At 69.9% G+C, this 21,563-nt stretch carries 15 protein-coding genes and 2 pseudogenes; 9 read left to right on the forward strand and 8 right to left on the reverse strand.

Annotated features, from left to right (window positions below):
* Positions 1 to 120: 120 nt before the first annotated feature.
* On the reverse strand, positions 121 to 1,824 hold the full coding sequence (locus tag OG609_RS38355; RefSeq protein ID WP_327277025.1) for an acyl-CoA dehydrogenase family protein: 1,704 nt from the start codon (positions 1,822 to 1,824) through the stop codon (positions 121 to 123).
* Between the two features lie 54 nt (positions 1,825 to 1,878).
* Here OG609_RS38355 and OG609_RS38360 point away from each other — a divergent pair, with 54 nt between their 5' ends.
* Positions 1,879 to 2,121, forward strand: coding sequence for a hypothetical protein (locus OG609_RS38360; RefSeq protein ID WP_327277026.1), 243 nt, complete (start codon positions 1,879 to 1,881; stop codon positions 2,119 to 2,121).
* A gap of 436 nt (positions 2,122 to 2,557) precedes the next feature.
* Positions 2,558 to 3,037 (forward strand): annotated as a pseudogene (locus OG609_RS38365) (lamin tail domain-containing protein); the annotation flags it as partial.
* A 423-nt stretch (positions 3,038 to 3,460) separates the two neighbouring features.
* On the opposite strand, the pseudogene OG609_RS38370 reads toward OG609_RS38365, so the two are convergent.
* The 3 genes and pseudogenes from OG609_RS38370 to OG609_RS38380 form a co-directional block, all read right to left on the reverse strand.
* A pseudogene (locus OG609_RS38370) lies at positions 3,461 to 3,871 on the reverse strand (hypothetical protein); the annotation flags it as partial.
* 197 nt (positions 3,872 to 4,068) lie between these two features.
* Entirely contained in the window at positions 4,069 to 6,108 is a 2,040-nt protein-coding gene (locus tag OG609_RS38375; RefSeq protein ID WP_327278326.1) for a SpoIIE family protein phosphatase, read from the reverse strand.
* A 210-nt stretch (positions 6,109 to 6,318) separates the two neighbouring features.
* Complete coding sequence (locus OG609_RS38380; RefSeq protein ID WP_327277027.1) at positions 6,319 to 7,629, reverse strand: DUF6777 domain-containing protein; 1,311 nt, start codon at positions 7,627 to 7,629, stop codon at positions 6,319 to 6,321.
* A 145-nt stretch (positions 7,630 to 7,774) separates the two neighbouring features.
* On the opposite strand from OG609_RS38380, the gene OG609_RS38385 reads away from it, so the two are divergent.
* Positions 7,775 to 9,052: a streptophobe family protein gene (locus tag OG609_RS38385; protein WP_327277028.1), complete on the forward strand. Its 1,278-nt coding sequence runs from the start codon at positions 7,775 to 7,777 to the stop codon at positions 9,050 to 9,052.
* A 9-nt stretch (positions 9,053 to 9,061) separates the two neighbouring features.
* Here OG609_RS38385 and OG609_RS38390 read toward each other — a convergent pair whose 3' ends face one another.
* From OG609_RS38390 to OG609_RS38400, 3 genes are read right to left on the reverse strand one after another with little or no spacing between them, the layout of a single operon-like run.
* Positions 9,062 to 10,099 carry a serine/threonine-protein kinase gene (locus tag OG609_RS38390; protein WP_327277029.1) on the reverse strand — a complete coding sequence of 346 codons (1,038 nt, stop codon included), beginning with the start codon at positions 10,097 to 10,099 and terminating at the stop codon, positions 9,062 to 9,064.
* A complete protein-coding gene (locus tag OG609_RS38395) occupies positions 10,099 to 10,779 on the reverse strand; it encodes a hypothetical protein (protein WP_327277030.1) in 681 nt (226 codons plus the stop codon). The genes OG609_RS38390 and OG609_RS38395 overlap by 1 nt, the downstream gene beginning before the upstream one ends.
* A gap of 15 nt (positions 10,780 to 10,794) precedes the next feature.
* Complete coding sequence (locus tag OG609_RS38400; RefSeq protein WP_327277031.1) at positions 10,795 to 13,149, reverse strand: FHA domain-containing protein; 2,355 nt, start codon at positions 13,147 to 13,149, stop codon at positions 10,795 to 10,797.
* A gap of 224 nt (positions 13,150 to 13,373) precedes the next feature.
* On the opposite strand from OG609_RS38400, the gene OG609_RS38405 reads away from it, so the two are divergent.
* Complete coding sequence (locus tag OG609_RS38405; RefSeq protein ID WP_327277032.1) at positions 13,374 to 15,047, forward strand: PHP domain-containing protein; 1,674 nt, start codon at positions 13,374 to 13,376, stop codon at positions 15,045 to 15,047.
* A 43-nt stretch (positions 15,048 to 15,090) separates the two neighbouring features.
* Here OG609_RS38405 and pgm read toward each other — a convergent pair whose 3' ends face one another.
* Positions 15,091 to 16,731: a phosphoglucomutase (alpha-D-glucose-1,6-bisphosphate-dependent) gene (gene pgm / locus OG609_RS38410; RefSeq protein WP_327277033.1), complete on the reverse strand. Its 1,641-nt coding sequence runs from the start codon at positions 16,729 to 16,731 to the stop codon at positions 15,091 to 15,093.
* 248 nt (positions 16,732 to 16,979) lie between these two features.
* On the opposite strand from pgm, the gene OG609_RS38415 reads away from it, so the two are divergent.
* The 5 genes from OG609_RS38415 to OG609_RS38435 all read left to right on the forward strand — a co-directional run bounded on the left by OG609_RS38415 (position 16,980) and on the right by OG609_RS38435 (position 21,462).
* The gene (locus tag OG609_RS38415) at positions 16,980 to 17,462 is read left to right on the forward strand and encodes a GNAT family N-acetyltransferase (RefSeq protein WP_327277034.1); all 483 of its coding nucleotides are present in this window, start codon (positions 16,980 to 16,982) and stop codon (positions 17,460 to 17,462) included.
* A gap of 129 nt (positions 17,463 to 17,591) precedes the next feature.
* A complete protein-coding gene (locus tag OG609_RS46445) occupies positions 17,592 to 17,972 on the forward strand; it encodes a S8 family serine peptidase (RefSeq protein WP_442818094.1) in 381 nt (126 codons plus the stop codon).
* Positions 17,973 to 18,038: 66 nt separating this feature from the next.
* A complete protein-coding gene (locus OG609_RS38425; RefSeq protein WP_327277035.1) occupies positions 18,039 to 19,451 on the forward strand; it encodes an extracellular solute-binding protein in 1,413 nt (470 codons plus the stop codon).
* Positions 19,452 to 19,537: 86 nt separating this feature from the next.
* Entirely contained in the window at positions 19,538 to 20,500 is a 963-nt protein-coding gene (locus OG609_RS38430) for a carbohydrate ABC transporter permease (RefSeq protein WP_327277036.1), read from the forward strand.
* An 11-nt stretch (positions 20,501 to 20,511) separates the two neighbouring features.
* Positions 20,512 to 21,462 (forward strand): carbohydrate ABC transporter permease, encoded by a 951-nt coding sequence (locus OG609_RS38435; RefSeq protein WP_327277037.1) that lies wholly within the window; start codon positions 20,512 to 20,514, stop codon positions 21,460 to 21,462.
* The last annotated feature ends 101 nt before the right edge of the window (positions 21,463 to 21,563 follow it).

Below are 21,563 nucleotides of genomic sequence, written 5' to 3' on the forward strand. Positions count from 1 at the left end.
GGCAGCCAACCTAACGCCCATGTCGGCGGATGCGCCGTACGACGACGGGCGGGCGGGGGCTCTCTTCGGCCTCTGCCCGCCCGTCGTTGCCGCACCGGGGGGTCGGCTGCGGTGACTGCCTCAGATGGTTCCGCCGAAGTGCCGCTCCACGATCGCCGCGGTATCGGTGCCGCGCGGCAGGGTGCCGTACTGATGGCCACGGGCCTCGCCGAGCCGGGCGGCGACGAACGCTTCGGCCGTCGCCGCGGGAGCGTGACGCAGCATCAGCGAGGACTGCAGAGCCAGCGCCATGCCCTCGACGGTCGCCCGGGCGCGGGTCTGCGCGGCCAGCGGGGAGCGCAGGTCCTCGGCCAGCTCCTGGCGTACCCGACGGATGTGTGCGTCCAGTACGGAACTGGCACCGGCCGTGGTCTCCAGCTCGGCCCAGAAGGCGTCCAGCGACTGCGGGGTCCTGGCGATACCCCGCAGCACATCGAGCGCGATGACGGTTCCGGAGCCCTCCCACACCGCCATCACCGGCTGCTCGCGGTAGCGCCGGGCCAGCGGCCAGTCCTCGGTGTAGCCATTTCCGCCCAGACACTCCAGCGCTTCGTAGGCGTGGTGCGGGCCGCGCTTGCAGATCCAGTACTTGGACACCGCGGTGGCCAGCCGCCGGAACATCGCCTCGGACTCGCCGCTGTCGGCCTCGTAGGCATGGGCCAGGCGCAGTGAGGTCCAGGTCGCGGCCTCCGTCTCCAGCGCCAGATCGGCAAGGACCGCCGTCATGGCCGGCTGGTCGACCAGCCGGGCACCGAACGCGCTGCGGTGGTGCGCGTGCCAGATCGCCTCGGACACCGACTGGCGCATGCCGGCGGTGGTACCGAGCACACAGTCGAGCCGGGTGTGATTGACCATCTCGATGATGGTGGGGACGCCGCGGCCGGGCTCGCCGACCCGTACCGCCCAGGTGCCGTCGAACTCCACCTCGGAGGAGGCGTTCGACTTGTTGCCGAGCTTGTTCTTCAGCCGCTGGATACGGACGGTGTTACGGGTGCCGTCCGCCAGTACCCGCGGTACGAGGAAGCAGGTGAGCCCGGCCTCGGCCTGGGCCAGGACCAGGAAGGCGTCCGACTGCGGGGCCGAGAAGAACCACTTGTGGCCGGTGAGCAGATGGGCCCGGCCTTCGGGGTCGGAGGGCAGCGGGACCGCCCGCGTGGTGTTGGCGCGGACGTCGGAGCCGCCCTGCTTCTCCGTCATCCCCATGCCGAAGGTCAGCCCGGACTTGCTGCCCGGGGCGATCGGCCGCGGGTCGTAGGAACGGCTGAGCAGGCCGGGCAGCCAGTCCCGTCCCACGTCCGGATCGCGCTGCAGGACCGGGACCACGGCATGCGACATGGACATCGGGCAGGCGTGGCCGGGCTCGATCTGGGCGAACAGCATGAATGAAGCCGCCCGCGCCACCGCTGCTCCGGGCTTCGGGTCGGCCCAGCCCGCTGTGTGCGTGCCATGACTCACCGCCGCGCCGATGACCTCGTGGTACGCGGGGTGGAAGTCGATCTCGTCGACGCGGTTGCCGTAGCGGTCATGGGTGCGCAGGACGGGCGGGGAGGTGTGGGCGAGCTCCGCACTGATCTGGAACCGCTCGGAACCGACCAGGGTGCCGATGTCGTGCAGCTCCGGCTCGTGCCAGGCCGCGCCGAACGTCCGGACGGCCTGTGCGAGCGGCAGATTGGTGCCGTACTCGTCGAGGCCGGTCCGGGGCGGCGCCTGGTTGGTGACCTCATGGGTGGGGTGCGGCGCGGGGGCCTCGGGCCGGACATCGGTCCGGTGCGGGGTGACGGTCATCGCAGGTTCCTGTCCTTGGTCGATGGGCGGGGCGGCGGGGGAGTGGGTACGGCGATGTGCGGCTCGCGATCAGGCGCCGTCGGCTACGACGGCTCTGAGGCACAGCGTGGCGATGCCCTCCACGACCGGTCCCGGGTCGGTCCGCTCGCCGACCGGAGACAACGGGCCGAGAAGTGCCTCGCCGACCGCCGCGATCACGGCGGCGGCCGACAGCTGTGCATTCGCCGCAAGCAGCCCACCTGCGGCAATACCCGCGGCGATGGCCGGCTCGGCGAGGGCGTGTCAGCGATGTTCTGAACCTCAATTCATATCTTCCTCTGTCACTCAATCACTGTTGTTCTCGCGGTGCAATGGCTCGCAGTAGAACTGTCGTTCCTCTTTCCGTAGGTAGGGGAACGGGTGTTCAAGCCTGTGCGGATGGTGGTTGTTACGGATTTCCCGGACCGGTCACGCAGGGGGTGCGTGGGTGTGTGCCGGGTATCCGATGCCGCCACTGGCTGCATCGGTTCGGTGTCGCGCGGATGGGTGCAGCAGGCAGGGGTTGACAGGTACTCGGAGGGTTGGATGCGTGCCGGTTACAGGCGCGTGTGACGGAAATGTCCGTACTTCGTAACGCGTATCGGTGCGTCTTTCGTGACTCGGGCAATCGGGCCACAGTGTGCGTTCTCGGCAACAGGCCGAGACCGAAAAACGCTCGGACCGCACGGTCCGGGCCCGCATCTGAGGGGTCTTCATGTCCCGTTCCGCACGGCGGCTCACCGCTACCGTTCTCGCCTCCGGCGCACTGGTGGCGGCCGCCGCACTGCCGGCGATCGCAGACGAACACGACCACGGGATCGGTCGCGACCGCGGTCACGGCCACACCCAGACCGACCCACGTTCGTCCGTGGTCCTGGGCGCGATCCAGTACAACAGCCCCGGGTACGACAACGGCTCCAACCACAGCCTCAACGGTGAGTGGGTCACCGTCACCAACACCAGCCGTCACTCGGTCAACCTCCGCGGCTGGACCCTGAGCGACGAGAGCCGCCGCACCTACCGGTTCGACCTGCGGCTGGCCGGCCGCTCATCGGTGCGTGTGCACACCGGAGTCGGCCGCGACACCAGCCGCGACGTCTACCAGGACCTTCGCAACTACGTATGGGACGCCAGCGACACGGCGACTCTGCGGGACGCGTACGGTCACAGGGTCGACTCGAAGTCCTGGGGCCGCGACCGCGACCGCGATGGCCGCGATGGCCGTGACCGGGACCGCCACGACCGGGACCGCGATGGCCGTGACCGCCACGACAGGGACCGCGATGGCCGGGACCGCGATGGCCGTGACCGCCACGACCGGGACCGCCACGACCGGGACCGCGATGGCCGTGACCGCCACGACAGGGACCGCGATGGCCGTGACCGCCACGACCGGGACCGCGATGGCCGGGACCGCGACGGCCGTGACCGCGGTCACGACGGCCGCACTGGTCACGACGGCCGTAACGGCCACGACGGCCGCGAAGACCGTGGCGGGCGTAACCACCACGACGGTCGCGACTGACGCGACCGGCGACCGCTCTCCGTCCTCGGAACGGCCGCCACCACCCTGATCGCGGCGCCCCGCGGCCACCCCGGCCGCGGGGCGCCGCACTTGTCAGTGATCGTCGGGCCGCCGAGCGGGGCGCGCCGCGTTGAGCGCGTCGACCGCCCCGCGGATGTCTCCGATCGTCGTGCAGTCGACGGCGGCGAAATTCACCGGACTGCCCCGCCGCTGCTCGCACCGGTGCGCACGGTCGAGCACCCAGTCACGGGCGTTGACCTTGCCCGCGTCGATCCTGCTCCCGCCCGCGACGGTGATGAAGTGGTTGAGCAGGAAGAGCCGCTTGCCGGTGCCGCCGCGGTGCGGGACACAGCTCATCTTTTCCGGGCTCTGGAAGGCGAACGGCATCTCCATCCCGTAATGGTAGAAATTGCGGTACCACGGTGCGGGACCGTCGGCCTGCTCGGCGAAGACCACGAGCCGCCGTCCGCTGTCGAGCATCTCGCCCGGTGTCGGCCACGCCCAGCACGGTGGTGATGGCTTCCACCGGAGCGAGTCCCTCGTGTGTGAAGGTGCGGGCCCGGCGGATGGCGTCCAGCTGATTCCCCGACGCGGCGAGCACCTGGGTGATGTCCCGGGTGCCGCCGCCGGCTGCGGTACGCAGCTCGGCCACGGTCGGCACGAGGAAGGCGGCCGTGCGCAGTGGGCGCCGCATGCCGAGGTCAGGACTCATCTGCCAGGGACGGGATCTCCTGCTCGGTCCACAGGGCCTTGCCGTCGCTGCTGTACCGGGTGCCCCAGTGGGTGGCGAGCTGGGAGACGATGAACAGTCCGCGTCCGCCCTCGTCGACGGTGCGCGCATGGCGCAGATGGGGTGACACCCGACTGCTGTCGTGCACCTCGCAGGTGAGGGAGCGGTCCAGGATCAGACGCAGTTGCAGTGGAGGGGTGCCGTAGCGGACGGCGTTGGTGATCAGTTCGCTCACGATGAGTTCGGTCGCCTCGGTCGTCTCCTCATCGAGATTCCAGCCGTCGAGCCGGTCGCGCACGAGCGTACGGGCGATGGCGGGCGTGGTCCGGTCGTGGGCCAGCTCCCAGGTCGCGACGCGTTCGGCCGGGACGACGCCGGTACGTGCGAGGAGAAGGGCGGCACCCTCGGGACAGTCCTCGGCCGGAAGGGTGTAGACGACGTCGTCGCACAGGTCCTGCAGACTCCGGCCGGGCTGCGCGAGCGCTTCCCGTACCCGGTTCGCGGACCCGTGGCCGGTCAGGAGGGTGCCGGTGAAGAACGCCAGAACGCTGCCTTCGTCGAGCTCGAAGGCAGCGGTGGCGAACGGCGAACTGTCGGTGGAGAAGAGCGAGGGCCCTTCGGGTACGTCCAGGGTGGTCGTGGTGCCGTCGGGCGTGACGAGAACCGGCGTCGGATGCCCCGCCCGTGCGATGGTGCAGGTACGGGAGAACGGGTCGTAGACCGCGTACATGCAGGTCGCCTCGGGCGATTCCCGGTGCAGTCGGTCGCCGGGCGGAAGTGATGCCCGTTCGACGGCCAGGCGGCCGGCGGTGTCGCTGAGCCGGGCAAGCACTTCGTCCGGCTCCAGGTCGAGACCGGCCAGCGCGTGGATGACGGTCCGCAACTGCCCCATGGTGATGGCCGTCTGGAGGCCGGGACCCTCGACATTGCCGATGATCAGAGCGGTGCGCGCGCCGGAGAGTCCGATGGTGTCGAACCAGCAGCCGCTGTTGCGCCCTGGCAGCAGGACGTGTGCCGTCTCCACAGCGATCCGGTCACCGTCGCGCTGGGGGAGGAGCCGGCGTTGGACCGTCGACGCGATCACATGGTCGCGTTCGTAGCGCCGTGCGTTGTCGACGCTCAGTGCGACATGAGCGGCTGCGGTCAGAGCGAGCGGGACATCGTTCTCCTCATAGGGCTCCGTCCCCCGGCACCGGTAGAGACTCACCAGACCGAGGACCGTGCCGTGCAGCTTCAGCGGGACCACGATCAAGGAGTGGGCCCGGGTCGCTTCGATCATCCGGGTGCTGTCGGGGTCCGCGTCGAGCCACGGTGTCCGGGGACCGATCTGGACGAGACGGGGCCGGAGATCCGACGCGGCCAGACCGTAGGGGGTACGGGCGGGCAGCCTGCGCATCTCCCCGACCAGGCCGTCCCTGCGACCGTCGGCGCCGAGGCCTCGGACTGCCGTGCGGCGCAGTGGGACATCGCGCCCCAAGGGCCCGGTCGGCGGATCCGAACCGCGCAGGACCTCATCCACCACCTCGACCACGGCGAAGTCGGCGAACACCGGAACGACGGCCTCGACGAGCCCCTCGCAGGTGGCCGCAACATCGAGTGACCTGCCCACACGCGTGCGCACCGCGGCGAGACACGCCGCCCGGACGCGCGCCTTCTCCTGCTCGTTGATATCGACGACCGCGGCCAGCAGCCCGAGGGTGTGACCGTCCGCATCGTCCAGACGGTAGACGGACACCCTGAGGCTGCGATTGGGGCCGGGGGCGTCCTGGAGCCGGCCGCGGATCACGCGGTCGCGCGAGGCCACGCCGGTGTCCAGCACTCCGCGCAGCATTCGCTCCGCTTTGTGCGGCTGTTCGAGGTGGTACGCGTCGGTGAAGTGACGCCCCGCAAGGAGCTCGGCGGGGACGACGTCGGAAAGGGGGTTCGCCCGCACCACCCGCAACCGCGTGTCCAGAACATGCAGGCCCACCGCGGACTGGGCGAACAGCGTGTGGAGGACCGCCGCCCCCATACCGTCGACCGGAGTCGCCCCGGGGTCCGGTGCACCGGCGTCCGAGTCCGACACGGATTCACCCCCATCAGGCTCCGTCCACCGCGCGTATCGGTGGGTAGGGACAAGCGTCGATGTACCCTGCCCGCTTCGCCACTGCTCGGTGGCAGACGGATGAACAGCCGCCGGGACCACGGAAGAACGACTCCTCACGCCGCTCCGCGCCCCCTCCTAGGCGCCCGCCGGCCCGTCGGCCGACGGGGTGCCACCGGAGGCCGGCCGGGCGGGCGTCGCCGCGGACTCGGGGGCCGACCCCGTGTCCGACGCCGGCGGTGGGGGCGACGCCCCGGTGGACGGGGGCACCGGAGCCTGCGGTTCGGTGGTCGTGGACGTGGTGGGCGGCGAGGAGGCCGAAGACGACGAGGACGGCGCGATGGCCGAGGAGGAGGACGCGGACGGTGGTTCCGAGGACGGGGATTCCGACGAAGCCGAGGCCGAGGTCGACGGGCAGGGCCCGGTGGAGGCGCCGGGAGGCTGCGACGAGCAGGGCGAGAAGATCGTCTTCGAGGGTGGGGCGGTCTTCTCGTCGTGGCCGCCGGTGTCACCGGCGTCGCGCCTGAACCAGTCGCCACTCTCCGGGTCGAACATGATGAACGCCTTCACCGCCTGCGGCGCCGGTTCCACCACCACGACATTCGAGGGGCGGTAGCCGGGCCACGCGTCGCCCATCAGCTTCACGCTGCCCTTCACCGCGACCGGCGGGAGCAGCGGGTTTCCGCAGGCGCAGCGCACCCGTGGCACGCCGTGGTCGTCGACCAGGACGGCCGTGCCGGCCTGGAGCACCGCCTGAAAGCTGGTGGGTGCGCCGTTGCGGAACCCGTGGTTGGTGACCCGGGTGTCCAGCCGCAGCTGGACCGGGGTCAACGAGCGCAGATAGCCGGGGACGTCGGAGGGATCGATCCCCAGGACCGACGCGAACGCACTGTTCTTGCCGGGATCGGCCGTGAGCGCGGTGATCTGCTTCTCCACGTCACAGCTGGAGACGTTACGGGTGCCTCCGTACAGCCCCGGCGTCGAGCCCCGTACCGCCTGGGTGACGTTCGCCGCTGTCTCGGAGGCTCTGGGCAGCGGGGTCGGTGTCGTCGCCCCGGAACTGGTCCGCGCCGTCGAGGGGGTGTACGGATCGGGGCCGGTCGAGCCGGCCGCCTGCAGGAAGACCTCGCCGCCCGCCACCGATCCGCCGTCGGAGCGGGTGAGGACGACGCTCAGCACCACTGCGGCCACGATCACCGCGGCGATCGCCGCGACCAGGGGCACCGATCGCCACCAGGGACGCCCGGAACCCCCGCCGGAGCCGGAAGTCTGCGCCGCATGACGGGGGCCACCGGGTCCGCCCGTGCCCCCTCCGGCCGGTGGCCCGGACGGAGGGCCGGAGGGACGGTGCGGCGGTGGCGGTGGCACAGGTCCCTGTTGCGTGGGGCCCGAGAGAGGGCCGGAGGGGGGACCTGCGGGGCGGCCGGACGGCGGGGGTCGGTCACTCACGGGTTCTTCTTCCGGGCGGTAGGGATCGATCCCGATTCTTCCCTTACGTGCACATTGTGTGCTCCGTGCTCACGAGGTCCGCAAGCCGACGCCGACCGGCTCTCCCAAGGGGCGAAGTGCCCGGCGCCGTGCCTAGCGTGGCCCCGTGAGCGAACAGGGAGCCGGGGACCGGAGCGGCAACGGACGCAGCGCCGCGCACGGCTGGGGCGACGCCCTCGTCACGGTGCTCGCCGGGCTGGTGGTCATGGCCGTCACGGCCGCCCTCGGACTGTGGGCGGCCGGCGCGACCGCTCTGCCGGACGGTGCGTTCCCGCGCGTCGTCGCGGCCGTCGTCGTGATGGCCGCGGGCGGCACGGTCGACCTCTCCGGGAACGCCGGGGACTTCGCGAAGACCCACGCGGACCTGTCGGTGCTGCCGCTCTCGGTGACCCTCGCCGGAGCGTTGGTGATCGCTGCGGGCTTTCTGCGTCCGCTGCGTCACCGGGCCGTCGCGGGCACCCGAGAATTGGCGGGCTGGGCCGCCCGGGTGGCAGTGCTCTGGGCGCTGGTGCTCATCGGCCTCTCGCTGCTCGCCCGCCAGACGTTCGCCGTCGCGGTCGGGGGCCCGACCGGCACAGTCATCAGCGACGTGTTCGACGCGTCCCCCGAGGTCGGATTCCGGGCCGATGTCCTCCTCACCCTCGTCCTCGGCCTGATCTGCCTGGCAGGGGTTCTCGTCCTCGCTCTCCTCGTATCGCGGGGCGCGCCGCTCCCCGCCCGGCTGGTGCGTTTCCATGAGTCGGTGCGCCCGACCGCGTACGCCATGGTGCTGCTGCTGCTCGCGTACGTCGTACTGGGACTGGTCGTCGGGCTCGTCGTCGCGGTGACCCGCGGTCACCCGGCCGAGACGTTCGCCGTGCTTCTCCTGGGGCTGCCGAACCTTGTGTGGCTCGCCTTCACGCTGGGGCTCGGAGCGTCGTGGGAGGGACAGGTGGACGGCCCGTTCGGGCTGCCCGTGCCGCATGTGCTCGACTCCGTACTCCGTACCCCCGACATCTCCACCCTCGACGTCACCACCCTGGCCGATACCGACGCGCGGTCCTGGTGGCTGGTGGTCGTCGCCGCGGTCCTGACCCTGTCGGCCGCGTTCCTCATGGTGATTCGCTCGCCCGCCCGGATGCCGCCCTGGCAGCACGCCGTGCACATGGCGATGGGGCTCGTACTCACCGTGCTCACCATCTGCCTGACCGTCCCCATCTCCGCGCACTACGGACTGTCGCTGCTGGGCATCGGGGATGTGGACGGCGGCCTCGGCGGGCAGGTCACCCTGCGCCCGCACACAGGGGGCGCACTCGCTCTGGCCGCACTCTGGGGGCTGGTCACCGGGTTCCTCGGCGGCCTGCTCGGCTCCAGGGTCCTCCGGCGCGGCGAAGTGGCCGGCTGACCACCGCGCCTACCGCCGGAGCCCGGGGAACACCGGCAGTGCCCACCGCGGCGGCCTGGGCGGTGGCTCGGGCTCCGGGGGCCGTGTGGCGATCCGCCGGTCGACCAGGGTCGGCGGATGGTTCTCCGGCGCACCGCCCCGGGCGGCCGAACGCAGGGCGGCCACGAACTGCAGACATGAGTCGTACCGGTCGTCCGGGCTCTTGGCCAGCGCCTTCGCCAGTACGTCGTCCACCGCGGCCGGGAGATCGGGGCGCAGCCCGCTCAGGGGCGGCGGCGGGTCGAACTGGTGGGCCCACAGCAGAGCCATGTCGTCTTCGCGTTGGAACGGCGGTCCGCCGGCCAGGGTCTCGTGGACGACACACGCCAGGCTGTAGACATCGCACCGGCCGTCCACCGGACGGCCGGAGATCTGCTCGGGCGCCACATAGTCGAGCGTTCCGACGAACTGGCCCACCGAGGTGAATCCGGTCAGCGACAGCGACTTCTTCGTCAGGCCGAAGTCGGTGAGGTACACGTGCTCGGGGTGGTCGCTGTCCGTGCCCGCCGCGACCAGGATGTTGCCGGGCTTGACGTCCCGGTGCACCAGGTCGTGATCGTGGGCGGCGTCGAGTGCGGACGCCACCTGCGCGGCGATCCGGACCGCCGTGCCGATCTGCAGCGGCCCCTCGCGGTCTATGCGGGCGCGCAGGTCCTGACCCGCGACGTAGCGCATGGCGATGTAGAGAATGCCCTCGGTCTCACCGGCCTCGAAGACCGGCACGATATGCGGATGGTCGATCGCGGCCGCGACCCGTGACTCATGGGTGAAGCGTTTGCGGAATGTGTCGTTGCGCGCGAGTTCGGGTGCCAGAAGCTTGAGCGCGACCGTGCGGTCCAGTCGCAGATCCTTGGCCCGGTAGACCACCGCCATGCCACCGCGGCCGATCTCGCTCTCCACGACATAGCTCGCGATCTGCTTCCCGATCAGACCGGAAGGCCTTCCAGCAGGCAGCTCGGTGCCCCGCGAGGAGTGCGCGGCGGCCGGGCGCCGGGGCTCGCCGGCCATCACCCGTCACCCGCCCGGGTGGGCGGATGCGCGGCGGGCGGGCCGGATTCGTCGACCGGGTGGACGATCTGTGTCAGCTCCTCGTCGGTCTCTTCCGGCGCTCGGGCGTCGGCCGACTGCTCGGGCGCGACGACCTGCGTCGGGTCCGCTTCGACCGCCTCCGTCGGCCCGTCCGCCGGAGCTCTGCTCGGCCTGCCCGGTCGGGCCGAGGCCGCGTAGGTGCTCAGCCGCGTCCCGTCGCAGTACACCCAGCGCTCGTGCTCGGCGTCGTACAGCCACACCGCCTCGCCGTCCACGACCGTCCCCACCCGCAGCCCCTGCGTACGGCGGCGGAAGGTCTCCCCGTCGATACGCCCATCGGCCAGCTCCTCCGCGGCGCGCCGGTACTGGGCCAGCGACTCCTGGACCCGGGCCAGCAGGGGGCGCGGATCCGCCGTACGGGCGACCGGCTGCCCGGCCATCGGCGGCCCCTGCGGTACGGAGACGAGCAGGCGGCCGTCCACCCAGGCCGACCAGCCGTTGGCGCACAGGACCTGCCCCCAGTCCCCGCGCCGGTCGATGAGCTGTACCGGGAGCAGCGGGTCGAGCGGTTCGGCGGGGCGGGAGACGTCCGGCGCCTCCCAGGCGGGCAGCCCCTCCTGGGGGACGACATGGGTCGGGTGGAACTCCGGAGTCACCATGGGCGCCTCCTTCCGCTATTTCCGCATGACGGCGGGTTCGTGCCGGCGCAGCAGCCGCGCGATGACCAGTCCGAAGACGACCGACAGCACCACCAGCATCCCCATGTTCAGCAGCCACACCGATGCGGAGTGCTCGAACAGCGGATCCGAGCTCACCTTTCCCGGCACGATCCTGGCGAGCCCGATGGTCCCGCCCATCGCCGCGAGCGCCCACCGGGACGGCACCAGCCACGCCAGCTGCTCCAGGCCGGGCACCCCGTGCAGCTTCAGCAGCGCACCGCAGAAGACGACCTGGACGATGGCGAGGAGCACCAGCAGTGGCATGGTGACCTCCTCCTTGCGCACCAGCGCGGAGATGAGCAGACCGAGCATCATCGCCGTGAACGACAACATGGCCATGGCCAGCGTGATCTCGACCAGCGGTGGCAGGAGAACGCCCTTGCCGCCCGGAGCGTTCAGATCGACGCCCACCAGACCGACGAGGGTCAGGACCACGGCCTGCAGCATCGTAATGGTGCCCAGGACAACCACTTTGGACATCAGATACGCCGATCTCGACAGACCGACAGCCCGCTCCCGCTGGTAGATCGCCCGTTCCTTGACCAGTTCCCGTACGGCGTTGGCGGCGCCGGTCAGTACGCCGCCAACGCAGAGGATCAGCAGCGCGTTGATAGCCGTGTCCTGGGTCAGCCGGCTGCCGGCCAGGGCGCGGGTCATCGCGCCCATCACGAACGGCAGAGCGATCATGATGGCCAGGAACGTCCGGTCGGCACTCAGCGCGGCGGCATAGCGGCGGACCAGCGTCCGCAGCTGAGCGCCCCCGCTCCGGGTCTTCGGCGGCGGTGCGACCGGGGCGACCGCGGCGTGCGGCAGCCTCGGCTGCGCGGTGGAGTTGGCGATGTACTGCCGGTGGAACGGGGACGCGCGGTACTGCGTCGACCATTCCCGGTCCCGGTCGTTCTCGAACGCTTCGAAGGCCTCCGGCCACTGCTCGAACCCGAGGAAGGCGAGTGCGTCGTCCGGCGGCCCGTAGAAGGCGGTCTTTCCGCCGGGGGCGAGGACCAGCAGCCGGTCGCAGACATCGAGGCTGAGCACACTGTGCGTGACGACGATGACCGTACGTCCGTCGTCGGCCAGCCCCCGGAGCATATGCATGACCGAGCGGTCCATGCCGGGGTCGAGCCCCGAAGTCGGCTCGTCGAGGAAGAGCAGCGACGGCTTCGTCAGCAGCTCCAGCGCGACGCTGACGCGCTTGCGCTGGCCGCCGGAGAGGCTGTGAATCGGCTGCTCCGCCCGCTTTTCCAGAGCCAGCTCACGTATCACTTCGGCGACCCGGGCCCGGCGTTCGGAGGGGGCGGTGTCGTGCGGGAAGCGAAGCTCGGCGGCGTATCCGAGAGCGCGGCGCACGGTCAGCTGGGAGTGCAGGATGTCGTCCTGCGGGACGAGCCCGATGCGATGGCGCAGCTCGGCGTAGTCGTGGTAAAGGTCGCGGCCGTCATAGAGGACGCTGCCCTCGTCGGCCGGGCGGAGGCCGGTCAGTGCGTTGAGCAGGGTGGACTTACCGGAGCCGCTCGGACCCACCACGCCGAGCAGACACTTCTCGCCCACCGGGAAGGAGACATGGTCGAGCAGGGTCTTGCTGCCCCGGTCCACGGTGACCGCCAGGTCCTGCACATCGAGCGAGACCTCACCGGTGTCGACGAACTCCTGGAGCACGTCGCCGACCAGAGAGAACTCGGAGTGCCCGATGCCGACGATGTCACCGGCGGCGACCGGGGCGCGGCCGACCAGCTGGCCGTTGAGATACGTGCCGTTGTACGAGCCGAGGTCGACGATCTCGTACGTGCCGTCCGGATGTGCCCTCAGTTCGGCGTGCCGGTGCGACACGGTCAGGTCGTCGACGACGAGGTCGTTGTCGGCGCTGCGGCCGATGCTCACGTTATGGACAGGCCGCGGCCGCACGACGGTCGGCTGCCGGAACGTACCGGTGGCCGCGGGCACGGAGACGGCGGACGGGCGATCGGCAGGATGCAGTGCGGAGGCCGGGGGGCCCTGGCCGATCAGAACGGCGCACGGCCCGTCCGCGGGGTGACCGAACCGGATGACGCTGCCGGGGCCCACGCCCGACTCATGGATGCGCCTGCCTTCCGTGTACGTGCCGTTCGTACTGTCCTCGTCCTCCAGCGACCAGTGGTCGGCCACGGGCCGCAGCACCGCGTGGTGCCACGAAACCCGTGCGTCGTCGATGACGATGTCGCTCATGGGGTCGCGCCCGACGTGGTAATCCCGGCTCGGACTCATCACAGTCGGTCCTGCGTCGGTTTCGAGAACGAGTTCGGGCGCAGTCGGCGTGACAGGCCGTTCTCCCATGCCCAAATTGTAGCGATACATGCCGTTATATGCCCGGTGTATCGCGCTGAACTGACTCCGCCCAGCTGGTCCGCAGCCTCCGTATCCGGCGCGCCACAGGTGTGACCCACGCCCTTCAGGCCAGGTTCACCCGACATTTCCGGAATCAAGAAATCCTCACCACGGCGGCGTCACGATCCGGGCCTCGGGCCGTTGCCGCCCTGCACTGAGGAGAATGTCGCGCCATGTCCCACCCCGTGCCCGAATGGGCCGACCCCCAGGTTCCCGCGGAGTCGCTCGACCCGCAGGGTCTCAGCCGCCGAGGTCTGATGCGCCGAGCCGGTCTGTTCGGTGCGGCCTTCGCCGCCGCGTCGCTGCCGCTGCCCGCGCTGGCCGACAGCCGGGGAGGGCGGTCCCAGGGACTCGGGCACGGACACGCCCCCGACCTGGTCTATCTGGTCGGCGACCACCACAACCACTCCGTCTACAGCCATGACGCCAAGTACACCTTCTCCCAGCTGGCCTCGGCAGGACAGAAGTTCGGCCTCGACTGGATGGTCTTCACCGAGCACAGCAACATCGGCCATGCCGAGCTCGGCGCCGCTCAGGAGCACCGGGAGATCCTCAAGGCCCGCGCCGACAACGAGCGCATGCTGATCTTCCAGGGCCTGGAGTGGTACATCCCCGGTGCCGAGCACTGCACCGTCTTCTCACCGCCCGGACGGCATGAAGTCGATCTCCTCACCCGTTTCGAAGAAGCCTTCGACGGCAAGCTGCTCGGATACACCGCCGGTGCCCCCACGCACCCCGACACCCCGCGGAACGAGGCGCACGCGGTCAAGGCCCTCAAGTGGCTGGCCGAACAGCGCCGCACCCGGTACGTCGACGACGTGCTCGTACTCGCCAACCACCCCATGCGGCTCGGTATCGACTCCCCGCACGAGATGCGAGGCTGGCGCGACGCGGCCCCCGAGATCATGATCGGCATGGAGGGCGCCCCGGGCGCCCAGGCCGGGGCGATCCCGGGCTGGCACCCGGACACCAACATCCGCGGTGAGTACACGAATTCACCCTCCGCCGACTCCTGGCCCGGCTACCCGCGCGAGGCGTACGTCACCTACGGGGGCTTCGACTGGGCGACCGCGACCGTCGGCGGCCTGTGGGACGCGATGCTGGCGGAGGGCAAGCTCTTCACGATCACCTCCAACTCCGACGTCCACCGCGTCGCCCAGGACACCTGGGTCAACGGCGCCTGGCCGCCCGGCCAGAACTTCGACAACACCGGCCACGTCCCCGACCCGTACGACACCACCGAGCCGCAGCCCGGCGGCGACTTCTGGCCAGGCCAGTTCAGCCGTACGCATGTCGGCGTCACCCGGTACGGCTACCGGCAGGTGATGGAGGGACTGCGGGCCGGCCGGGTCTGGGTCGACCACGGCCATCTGGTCGACGGCATCGACGTCAAGGTGCGCGGCGAGCACGGCAACAGCGCCACACTCGGTGGCCGACTGCGCGCCCGGCGCGGCGAGAAGCTCACCCTCACCGTCACGGTGACGGCCGCCTCCCGCCGCAATCCGTACGGTGTGCTGCCGCGTCTGGAGCACGTCGACGTCATCCGCGGCGCGGTCCGCGGCCCGGCCGCCGACCGCGACGACTGGCACGCCCCGGACACGCGGCTCGCCCACACCGCCGACGTTGCGGGCCGACGCGGCACGTACACCCTGCGCATCCCCGTCGGGCGCGCGGACGAGCCGTTCTACCTGCGGCTGCGCGGCAGCGACGGCAAGCGCCACGGAACGGGATTCCTCGGTGCGTCGATCGACCCGCACGGCCCGCTCCCGCACGAGCCCGGCAAGGGCAACCCATGGCTCGACACCTGGTTCTACACCAACCCGGTCTTCGTGGACATCGTGCGCTGAGCCCGCCGAACGGCCGGGGCCGCCGAGGCGGCCCCGGCCGGTCTCAGGCGTCCAGCGCCGCGGAGACCACGGCCTTGGCCTCCTCCTGCACCCGGCCGAGATGGTCGGTGCCCAGGAATGACTCGGCATAGATCTTGTACACGTCCTCGGTGCCCGATGGGCGGGCGGCGAACCAGGCGTTCTCGGTGGTCACCTTGATGCCGCCGATCGGTGCGCCGTTGCCGGGCGCCTCCGTCAGCACGGCCGTAACGGGTTCACCGGCCAGGGTGTCGGCCGCGACCTGCTCGGGGGAGAGCCGTGCGAGAACCGCTTTCTGCTCGCGGTCGGCGGGAGCGTCGATCCGGGCGTACGCCGGCTCGCCGAACCGGCCGGTGAGCGCCGCATAGTGCTCGGACGGGGACTTGCCCGTCATCGCGAGGATCTCGGAGGCGAGCAGCGCCAGGATGATGCCGTCCTTGTCGGTCGTCCACACCGACCCGTCTCGGCGCAGGAAGGACGCCCCGGCCGATTCCTCGCCGCCGAACCCGAGCGATCCGTCGGCCAGTCCGTCCACGAACCACTTGAAGCCGACCGGCACCTCGACCAGCTCACGGCCGAGGCCGGTGGCGACCCGGTCGATCATTCCCGAGGAGACCAGCGTCTTGCCGATGCCCGCTGCGGCCGGCCACTGGTCGCGGTGGGCGTACAGGTAGTTGATGGCGACGGCGAGGTAGTGGTTCGGGTTCATCAGCCCGGCGTCGGGTGTGACGATGCCGTGCCGGTCGGCGTCGGCGTCGTTCCCGGTCGCGATCTGATAGCGGTCGCGCTGTCCGATCAGCGAGGCCATCGCGTACGGCGAGGAGCAGTCCATCCGGATCTTTCCGTCCCAGTCCAGCGTCATGAACTGCCAGGTGGGGTCGGTCAGGGGATTGACCACGGTCAGATCGAGCCGGTGCTGTTCGGCGATGCGGCCCCAGTACGCGACCGACGCGCCGCCCAACGGGTCGGCACCGATGCGTACTTCCGCCGAGCGGATCGCGTCCAGGTCGAGCACGGACGGCAGGTCCGCGACGTAGCTGCCGAGGAAGTCGTACGTCCCGGTGGTCGACGCCGCCCGTGCGTGGACGTAGGTCAGCCGTCGTACGTCCTTCATCCCGGCGGCGATGATCTCGTTGGCCCGCTCCTGGATCCAGCCGGTGGCCTCGGAGCCGGCCGGGCCGCCGTTCGGCGGGTTGTACTTGAACCCGCCGTCACCGGGCGGGTTGTGGGACGGAGTGACCACCACACCGTCGGCGAGCTGCGAGGTCCGGCCCCGGTTGTGGGTGAGGATGGCGTGCGACACCGCCGGGGTCGGGGTGTAGCCGTCGGCCGGATCGATGAGCACGGTCACGTCATTGGCGGCGAACACTTCGATGGCGGTGATCCGGGCCGGTTCCGACAGCGCATGGGTGTCGGCGCCGAGGAAGAGCGGCCCGTCCGTGCCCTGCAGCGCCCGGTACTCGCTGATGGCCTGGCTGGTGGCGGCGATGTGGTCCTCGTTGAACGCGGTGGCCATGGACGACCCGCGATGGCCGGAGGTACCGAAGGCCACCCGCTGGCCGGGCTCGGCCGGATCCGGGTGCAGCGTGTAATAAGCGGTGACCAGCCGGGCCACATCGGTGAGATCCTCCGGCCGGGCCGGCTGTCCAGCTCGTTCGTGCGGCATCTGCCCACTCCTCCGTATCGGTCGGTCGTTGCGATCTTCCCCTCCGCCATTTTCGCGGGTGGCCCGCGCCGGTCCGCGACTGCCCCGCCGTGGACACGCACCGGCGCGGACGGAAGGGCCGGCCCGGATGAACAGCCCAAATCCTGTGGAGGCGTGGCTCCGTCCCGACATATGTTTGTCCACGACGACGAGCAGCCCACCGCAGCGTGCGAGAAGTGGCGGGTTCCGACCGAACGGGAAGAGACGAGATGGCACTGACCGAGTCCGCAGCGGCCGACCGCGTTCTGCTGCGCGAGGCCGCCGCCGAGGACGCGGAGCCGCTCACCCGGCTGTTCCTCGCCTCCCGCGCCGCAGCCATGCCGTACCTGCCGAAGGTGCACAGCGACGAGGACACGCTGGCCTGGATGACCCATGTCGTTCTGCCCGGAACAACGGTGTGGCTCGCCGAGACCGGGACCGGGGACGTGCTGGGGTTCGCCTCCCTCGACGGAACCGAGCTGGAACACCTGTATCTGCGACCCGATGTACGGCGTCGGGGCATCGGCTCGCTGCTCCTGGCCAAGGCGCGCGAGATCGCCCCCGACGAGCTCACTCTGTACGTCTTCCAGCGCAACACCGACGCCCGGGCCTTCTACGAGCGGTACGGCTTCACCGCGGTCGGGTTCGACGACGGCAGCCGCAACGAGGAGAAGGAACCGGACGTCAGGTACCGGTGGACCGCGAACGGCTGATGGCCTGTCCCGTCCGGGACGAATGCGCGGGCACATCCGCGCCACTCGTGTGAGCTGTCCGGATGAGCACGCTCAAGGGACTTCAGCAACTACGGCTCATGCGCGTGGCTCTACGCCCCCGGCGCGGACATCTTCTCCGCCGGACTCGGCGGCGGCTCCGTAACACTCGACGGAACTTCCATGGCCACTTGGCATATTGCCGGTGTCGCCGCCCTCTACGAGCAGAGGAACCCGGGCGCCACGCCGGAGGGCATCGCGTTCCGGCTCGACGACCAGCCCACCGAGGTACGTCCTGTCCTGCCTGAGCCCGGGTTCGCCGAACCGGCTTCTGCACACCGGCGGACTCTGATCCCGGTCGGCCGACAGCGCACGACGAGCGGGGCCCGCAGCCGCAGGGCCCCGCTTTCCGCTGTCGCACCCCCTGCCATCCGTGCACGCCACATGCATCGTACTGTCAAGCATTTACGAAAATTGCGCGGGATATTGCTCTCCCCTGCATGCGGTGGTTGAGTGTGCCGCGCCCCGGCAGAGTGCCGGCCGAGGGCCTTCCGCGCTCATGCCCGAAGGGGACCACCGATGAGAAGTGCTGGGTTCCGCCGTACACGCCGTGCCTCCGCCGTCACCCTCGTCACCGCGCTCGCCCTGACCGCCCTCGTCTCCTGCGGTACGAGCAGCAGCGGGGGCGGCAAGGGGGACGGATCCGAAGGCTCTTCCGACCTGTCGGCCCCGCTCGACCTGAAGGCGAAGGTGACGATCTCGATCGACTGCATGCCGCCGGCCGCCAAGGCCGCGGAACTGCGTGAGTGGAACGAGGACATCAAGACGTTCAAGAAGATGTACCCGAACGTCACGATCAGCGGGAAGTCCACCCCCGGCCAGTGCCTGGAGCCGCCGCGCTTCACGGCGATGCTCAAGGCGAAGTCTCAACCCGACGTGTTCTACGCCTACTTCACCGACCTGGAGCAGGCGCTCGACAACAACGGTGCCGAGGACATCTCCGCGTACGTCACCGACAGGACGGTGCCCGCGCTGAAGGACATCCAGCCCCAGGTGGTCGATGTGGCCCGCAAGGACGGCAAGCTCTACGCCCTGCCGACCAGCAACTACACCATGGGTCTGATGATCAACCGGAAGCTGTTCACCGAGGCCGGCCTCGACCCGGACCGGCCACCGGCAACCTGGGACGCGGTCCGGGAGGCCAGTAGGAAGATCGCGGCACTCGGCAAGGGCATCGCGGGATACGGCGAGTACAGCGCGGGCAACACGGGCGGCTGGCACTTCACCGCAGCCCAGTACTCTCTCGGCGGGGACGTGGTCGACTCCACCGGCAAGAAGGCCGCCTTCAACGACGAAACCGGCAAGCAGGTCCTCCAGCAGCTGCACGACATGCGCTGGGAGGACAACAGCATGAGCCAGACCCAGCTGCTGAAGTGGGGCGACCTGCAGAAGCAGATAGCCAGCGACAAGCTCGGTATGTTCCTTGCCGCACCCGACGACATCACGTACATGGTCCAGCAACTCGGTGCCAGGTACGAGAACTTCGGCATGGGCCCGATCCCCGGCGCCGAGGGAACCCTCTTCGGCGGCAACAACTACATGATCAAGAAGGGCAGTTCGCCCAACCAGATCAAGGCCGCCATCGCCTGGCTCAACTTCAAGAACCTCACCCAGGGCAAGGGCCAGTTCGACTGGGCACGTACCAAGGCCGACCAGCTGCCCGTCGGACTGCCGCAGCCGAACTTCTTCCTGGGCGCAACCAAGACGAAGGACGACGCACAGCGGGTCGCCAACGCCACGATGCCGGTCGAGAACTTCAAGGCCTTCATGGACAACCCGGTCACCGGCAAGGCCGAGCCGCCGAAGGCGCAGGAGATCTACAAGATCCTCGACAACGCCATGTCGGGGGTCCTCACCAACAGACACGCCGACATCGACAAATTGCTCTCCACCGCCGAACAGCAGGTCAATCAGGTTCTCGCGAACCAGTGACGGACGCGCGGGGCCGGGGCGCACCGCCCCGGCCCGGCATCCGGCCGTCCGTCTGCGCTTCAGTACACCGGCACCGAGGAGACATCATGTCGGCCCCCACCCTGTCCACCAGCAAGGCGGCCGGGCCACGCCGTGGACACCAGGGCCCCGCCCGTACGGACTCCGGCCGCCAGGAGTTCCGGCGAACACTGCGCCGCAACATCTCCGCGCACGGCTTTCTGATCGGAGCGGTGCTCTGCTTCTCGTTCTTCTCCTGGTACCCGATGGTCCGGGAGTTCATCCTGGCCTTCCAGAAGAACGAGGACGGACGGACCACCTGGGCCGGCTGGTCCAACCTCAGCCACGTCTTCAACGACCCGGCCTTCTGGCAGGCCTGGCGCAACACCCTGCTCTTCACCGGGCTCGCGCTCCTGCTGGGCTTCGCGGTGCCGTTCGTCGTCGCTGTCGTCCTCAATGAATTCCGGCACGGAGAGGGCTACTTGCGGCTTCTGGTCTATCTGCCGGTGATGCTGCCCCCGGTCGCCTCCGTACTTCTCTTCAAGTATTTCTACGACCCCGGCTACGGGCTCTTCAACCGTGTCCTGGAACTCCTCCACCTCCCGGCCCAGCAATGGCTCCAGTCCACCGACACCGCCATGCTCTCGGTCGTCATCGCAGCCACCTGGATGAACATGGGCGGCGCCACCCTGATCTATCTCGCCGCCCTCCAGGGCATCCCGGGCGAACTCTACGAAGCGGCCGAGCTCGACGGCGCCGGGCTGCTGCGCAAGGTCTGGCACGTCACCGTCCCGCAGACCCGGCTCATCCTCTCGCTGCTCCTGCTGATGCAGATCATCGCGACGATGCAGGTCTTCACCGAGCCCTTCCTGCTCACCAACGGCGCAGGCCCCGAGGGCTCCACCACCACCGTCGTCTACCTCATCTATCAGTACGCCTTCAACTTCAACAACTACGGCAGTGCGGCGGCACTCGGCCTCGTCCTGCTCGTCGTCCTCGCGGGATTCTCCGCGGTGTACGTACGACTGAGCCGCAGCAGCGAAGACCAGTAGGGGGCCCGACCATGGCATCGAACACCCTTGTCTCCCGACGGCGCGTCCCCGGACGGCGCAGGGCCGGGCGGCGCGCCGACGACCCGGGACGCCAACGGACCCTGATCTCACCGGCCCAGCTCGCCAGGCCCCGGGGCAAGGCCGTCTACTGGATCGTCCTCGCCCTGGTGATCATCCTGTTCACCGTGGCCTTCATGGGACCGCTGTACTGGATGGTCACCGGCGGACTCAAGACCACCCAGGAAGCCGTACAGAGCCCGCCCACTGCCTTCCCCGCCTCCGTCCACACCGAGAACTACTCCCGGGCCTGGACCGTGATGGACCTGTCCGGACTTCTCTTCAACACCCTCTACTACGCGTTCGGCGCGCTCGCCTTCCAACTGCTCTTCGACGTCGCCGCCGCCTACTCGCTGTCCAGACTCCGCCCGGTGTTCGGCAAGGCCATCCTCGGCATGATGCTGGCCACCCTGATGATCCCGGCCACCGTCCTCGTCGTACCTCAGTACCTCACGGTCCTCGACGTGCCCATCGTGCAGCGCAATCTGCTCAACTCACCCTGGGTCATCTGGCTGCCGTCCGTCACCAACGCCTTCAACATCTTCCTGCTGAAGCGGTTCTTCGACTCGATACCGGGCGAACTGCTGGACGCCGCCGCCATCGACGGAGCCACGCCGCTGCGCACCCTGCGTTCGGTGGTCCTGCCGATCTCCCGGCCGATCCTCGGCGTCGTCTCCATCTTCGCGGTCGTCGGTGTGTGGAAGGACTTCCTCTGGCCGATGCTCACCCTGCCGGATCCGGGCAAACAGACCCTCAACGTGGGCATCTACTCGCTGGCGAGCGGGGTACCCGAGAACGTACTCATCGCCGCGCTCACCATCGCCTCCGTCCCGACGCTCCTCATCTTCCTGCTCTTCCAGCGCAACATCATGAGCGGTCTCACCGCAGGCGGCCTCAAGGGTTAGCCCCTGCCGTCGAACTGCCGTCACCCCCAGCACTCCGCCGTCGGCTCTCTTCCATCCAGCGCCCTGCTGTCCGGGGCCGGCGGCGGAGTCCCCACCTGCCC

Source organism: Streptomyces sp. NBC_01224, assembly GCF_036002945.1.
Classification (GTDB): domain Bacteria; phylum Actinomycetota; class Actinomycetes; order Streptomycetales; family Streptomycetaceae; genus Streptomyces.

Coding starts and splice junctions, on each gene's coding strand:
- OG609_RS38435 (WP_327277037.1), top strand. CDS start 20,512: ATGGCATCGAACACCCTTGTCTCCCGACGGCGCGTCCCCGGACGGCGC.
- OG609_RS38375 (WP_327278326.1), bottom strand. CDS start 6,108: ATGGGGGCGGCGGTCCTCCACACGCTGTTCGCCCAGTCCGCGGTGGGC.
- OG609_RS38360 (WP_327277026.1), top strand. CDS start 1,879: ATGTGCGGCTCGCGATCAGGCGCCGTCGGCTACGACGGCTCTGAGGCA.
- pgm (WP_327277033.1), bottom strand. CDS start 16,731: ATGCCGCACGAACGAGCTGGACAGCCGGCCCGGCCGGAGGATCTCACC.
- OG609_RS38425 (WP_327277035.1), top strand. CDS start 18,039: ATGAGAAGTGCTGGGTTCCGCCGTACACGCCGTGCCTCCGCCGTCACC.
- OG609_RS38430 (WP_327277036.1), top strand. CDS start 19,538: ATGTCGGCCCCCACCCTGTCCACCAGCAAGGCGGCCGGGCCACGCCGT.
- OG609_RS38390 (WP_327277029.1), bottom strand. CDS start 10,099: ATGGCCGGCGAGCCCCGGCGCCCGGCCGCCGCGCACTCCTCGCGGGGC.
- OG609_RS38355 (WP_327277025.1), bottom strand. CDS start 1,824: ATGACCGTCACCCCGCACCGGACCGATGTCCGGCCCGAGGCCCCCGCG.
- OG609_RS38395 (WP_327277030.1), bottom strand. CDS start 10,779: ATGGTGACTCCGGAGTTCCACCCGACCCATGTCGTCCCCCAGGAGGGG.
- OG609_RS38415 (WP_327277034.1), top strand. CDS start 16,980: ATGGCACTGACCGAGTCCGCAGCGGCCGACCGCGTTCTGCTGCGCGAG.
- OG609_RS38400 (WP_327277031.1), bottom strand. CDS start 13,149: ATGGGAGAACGGCCTGTCACGCCGACTGCGCCCGAACTCGTTCTCGAA.
- OG609_RS38405 (WP_327277032.1), top strand. CDS start 13,374: ATGTCCCACCCCGTGCCCGAATGGGCCGACCCCCAGGTTCCCGCGGAG.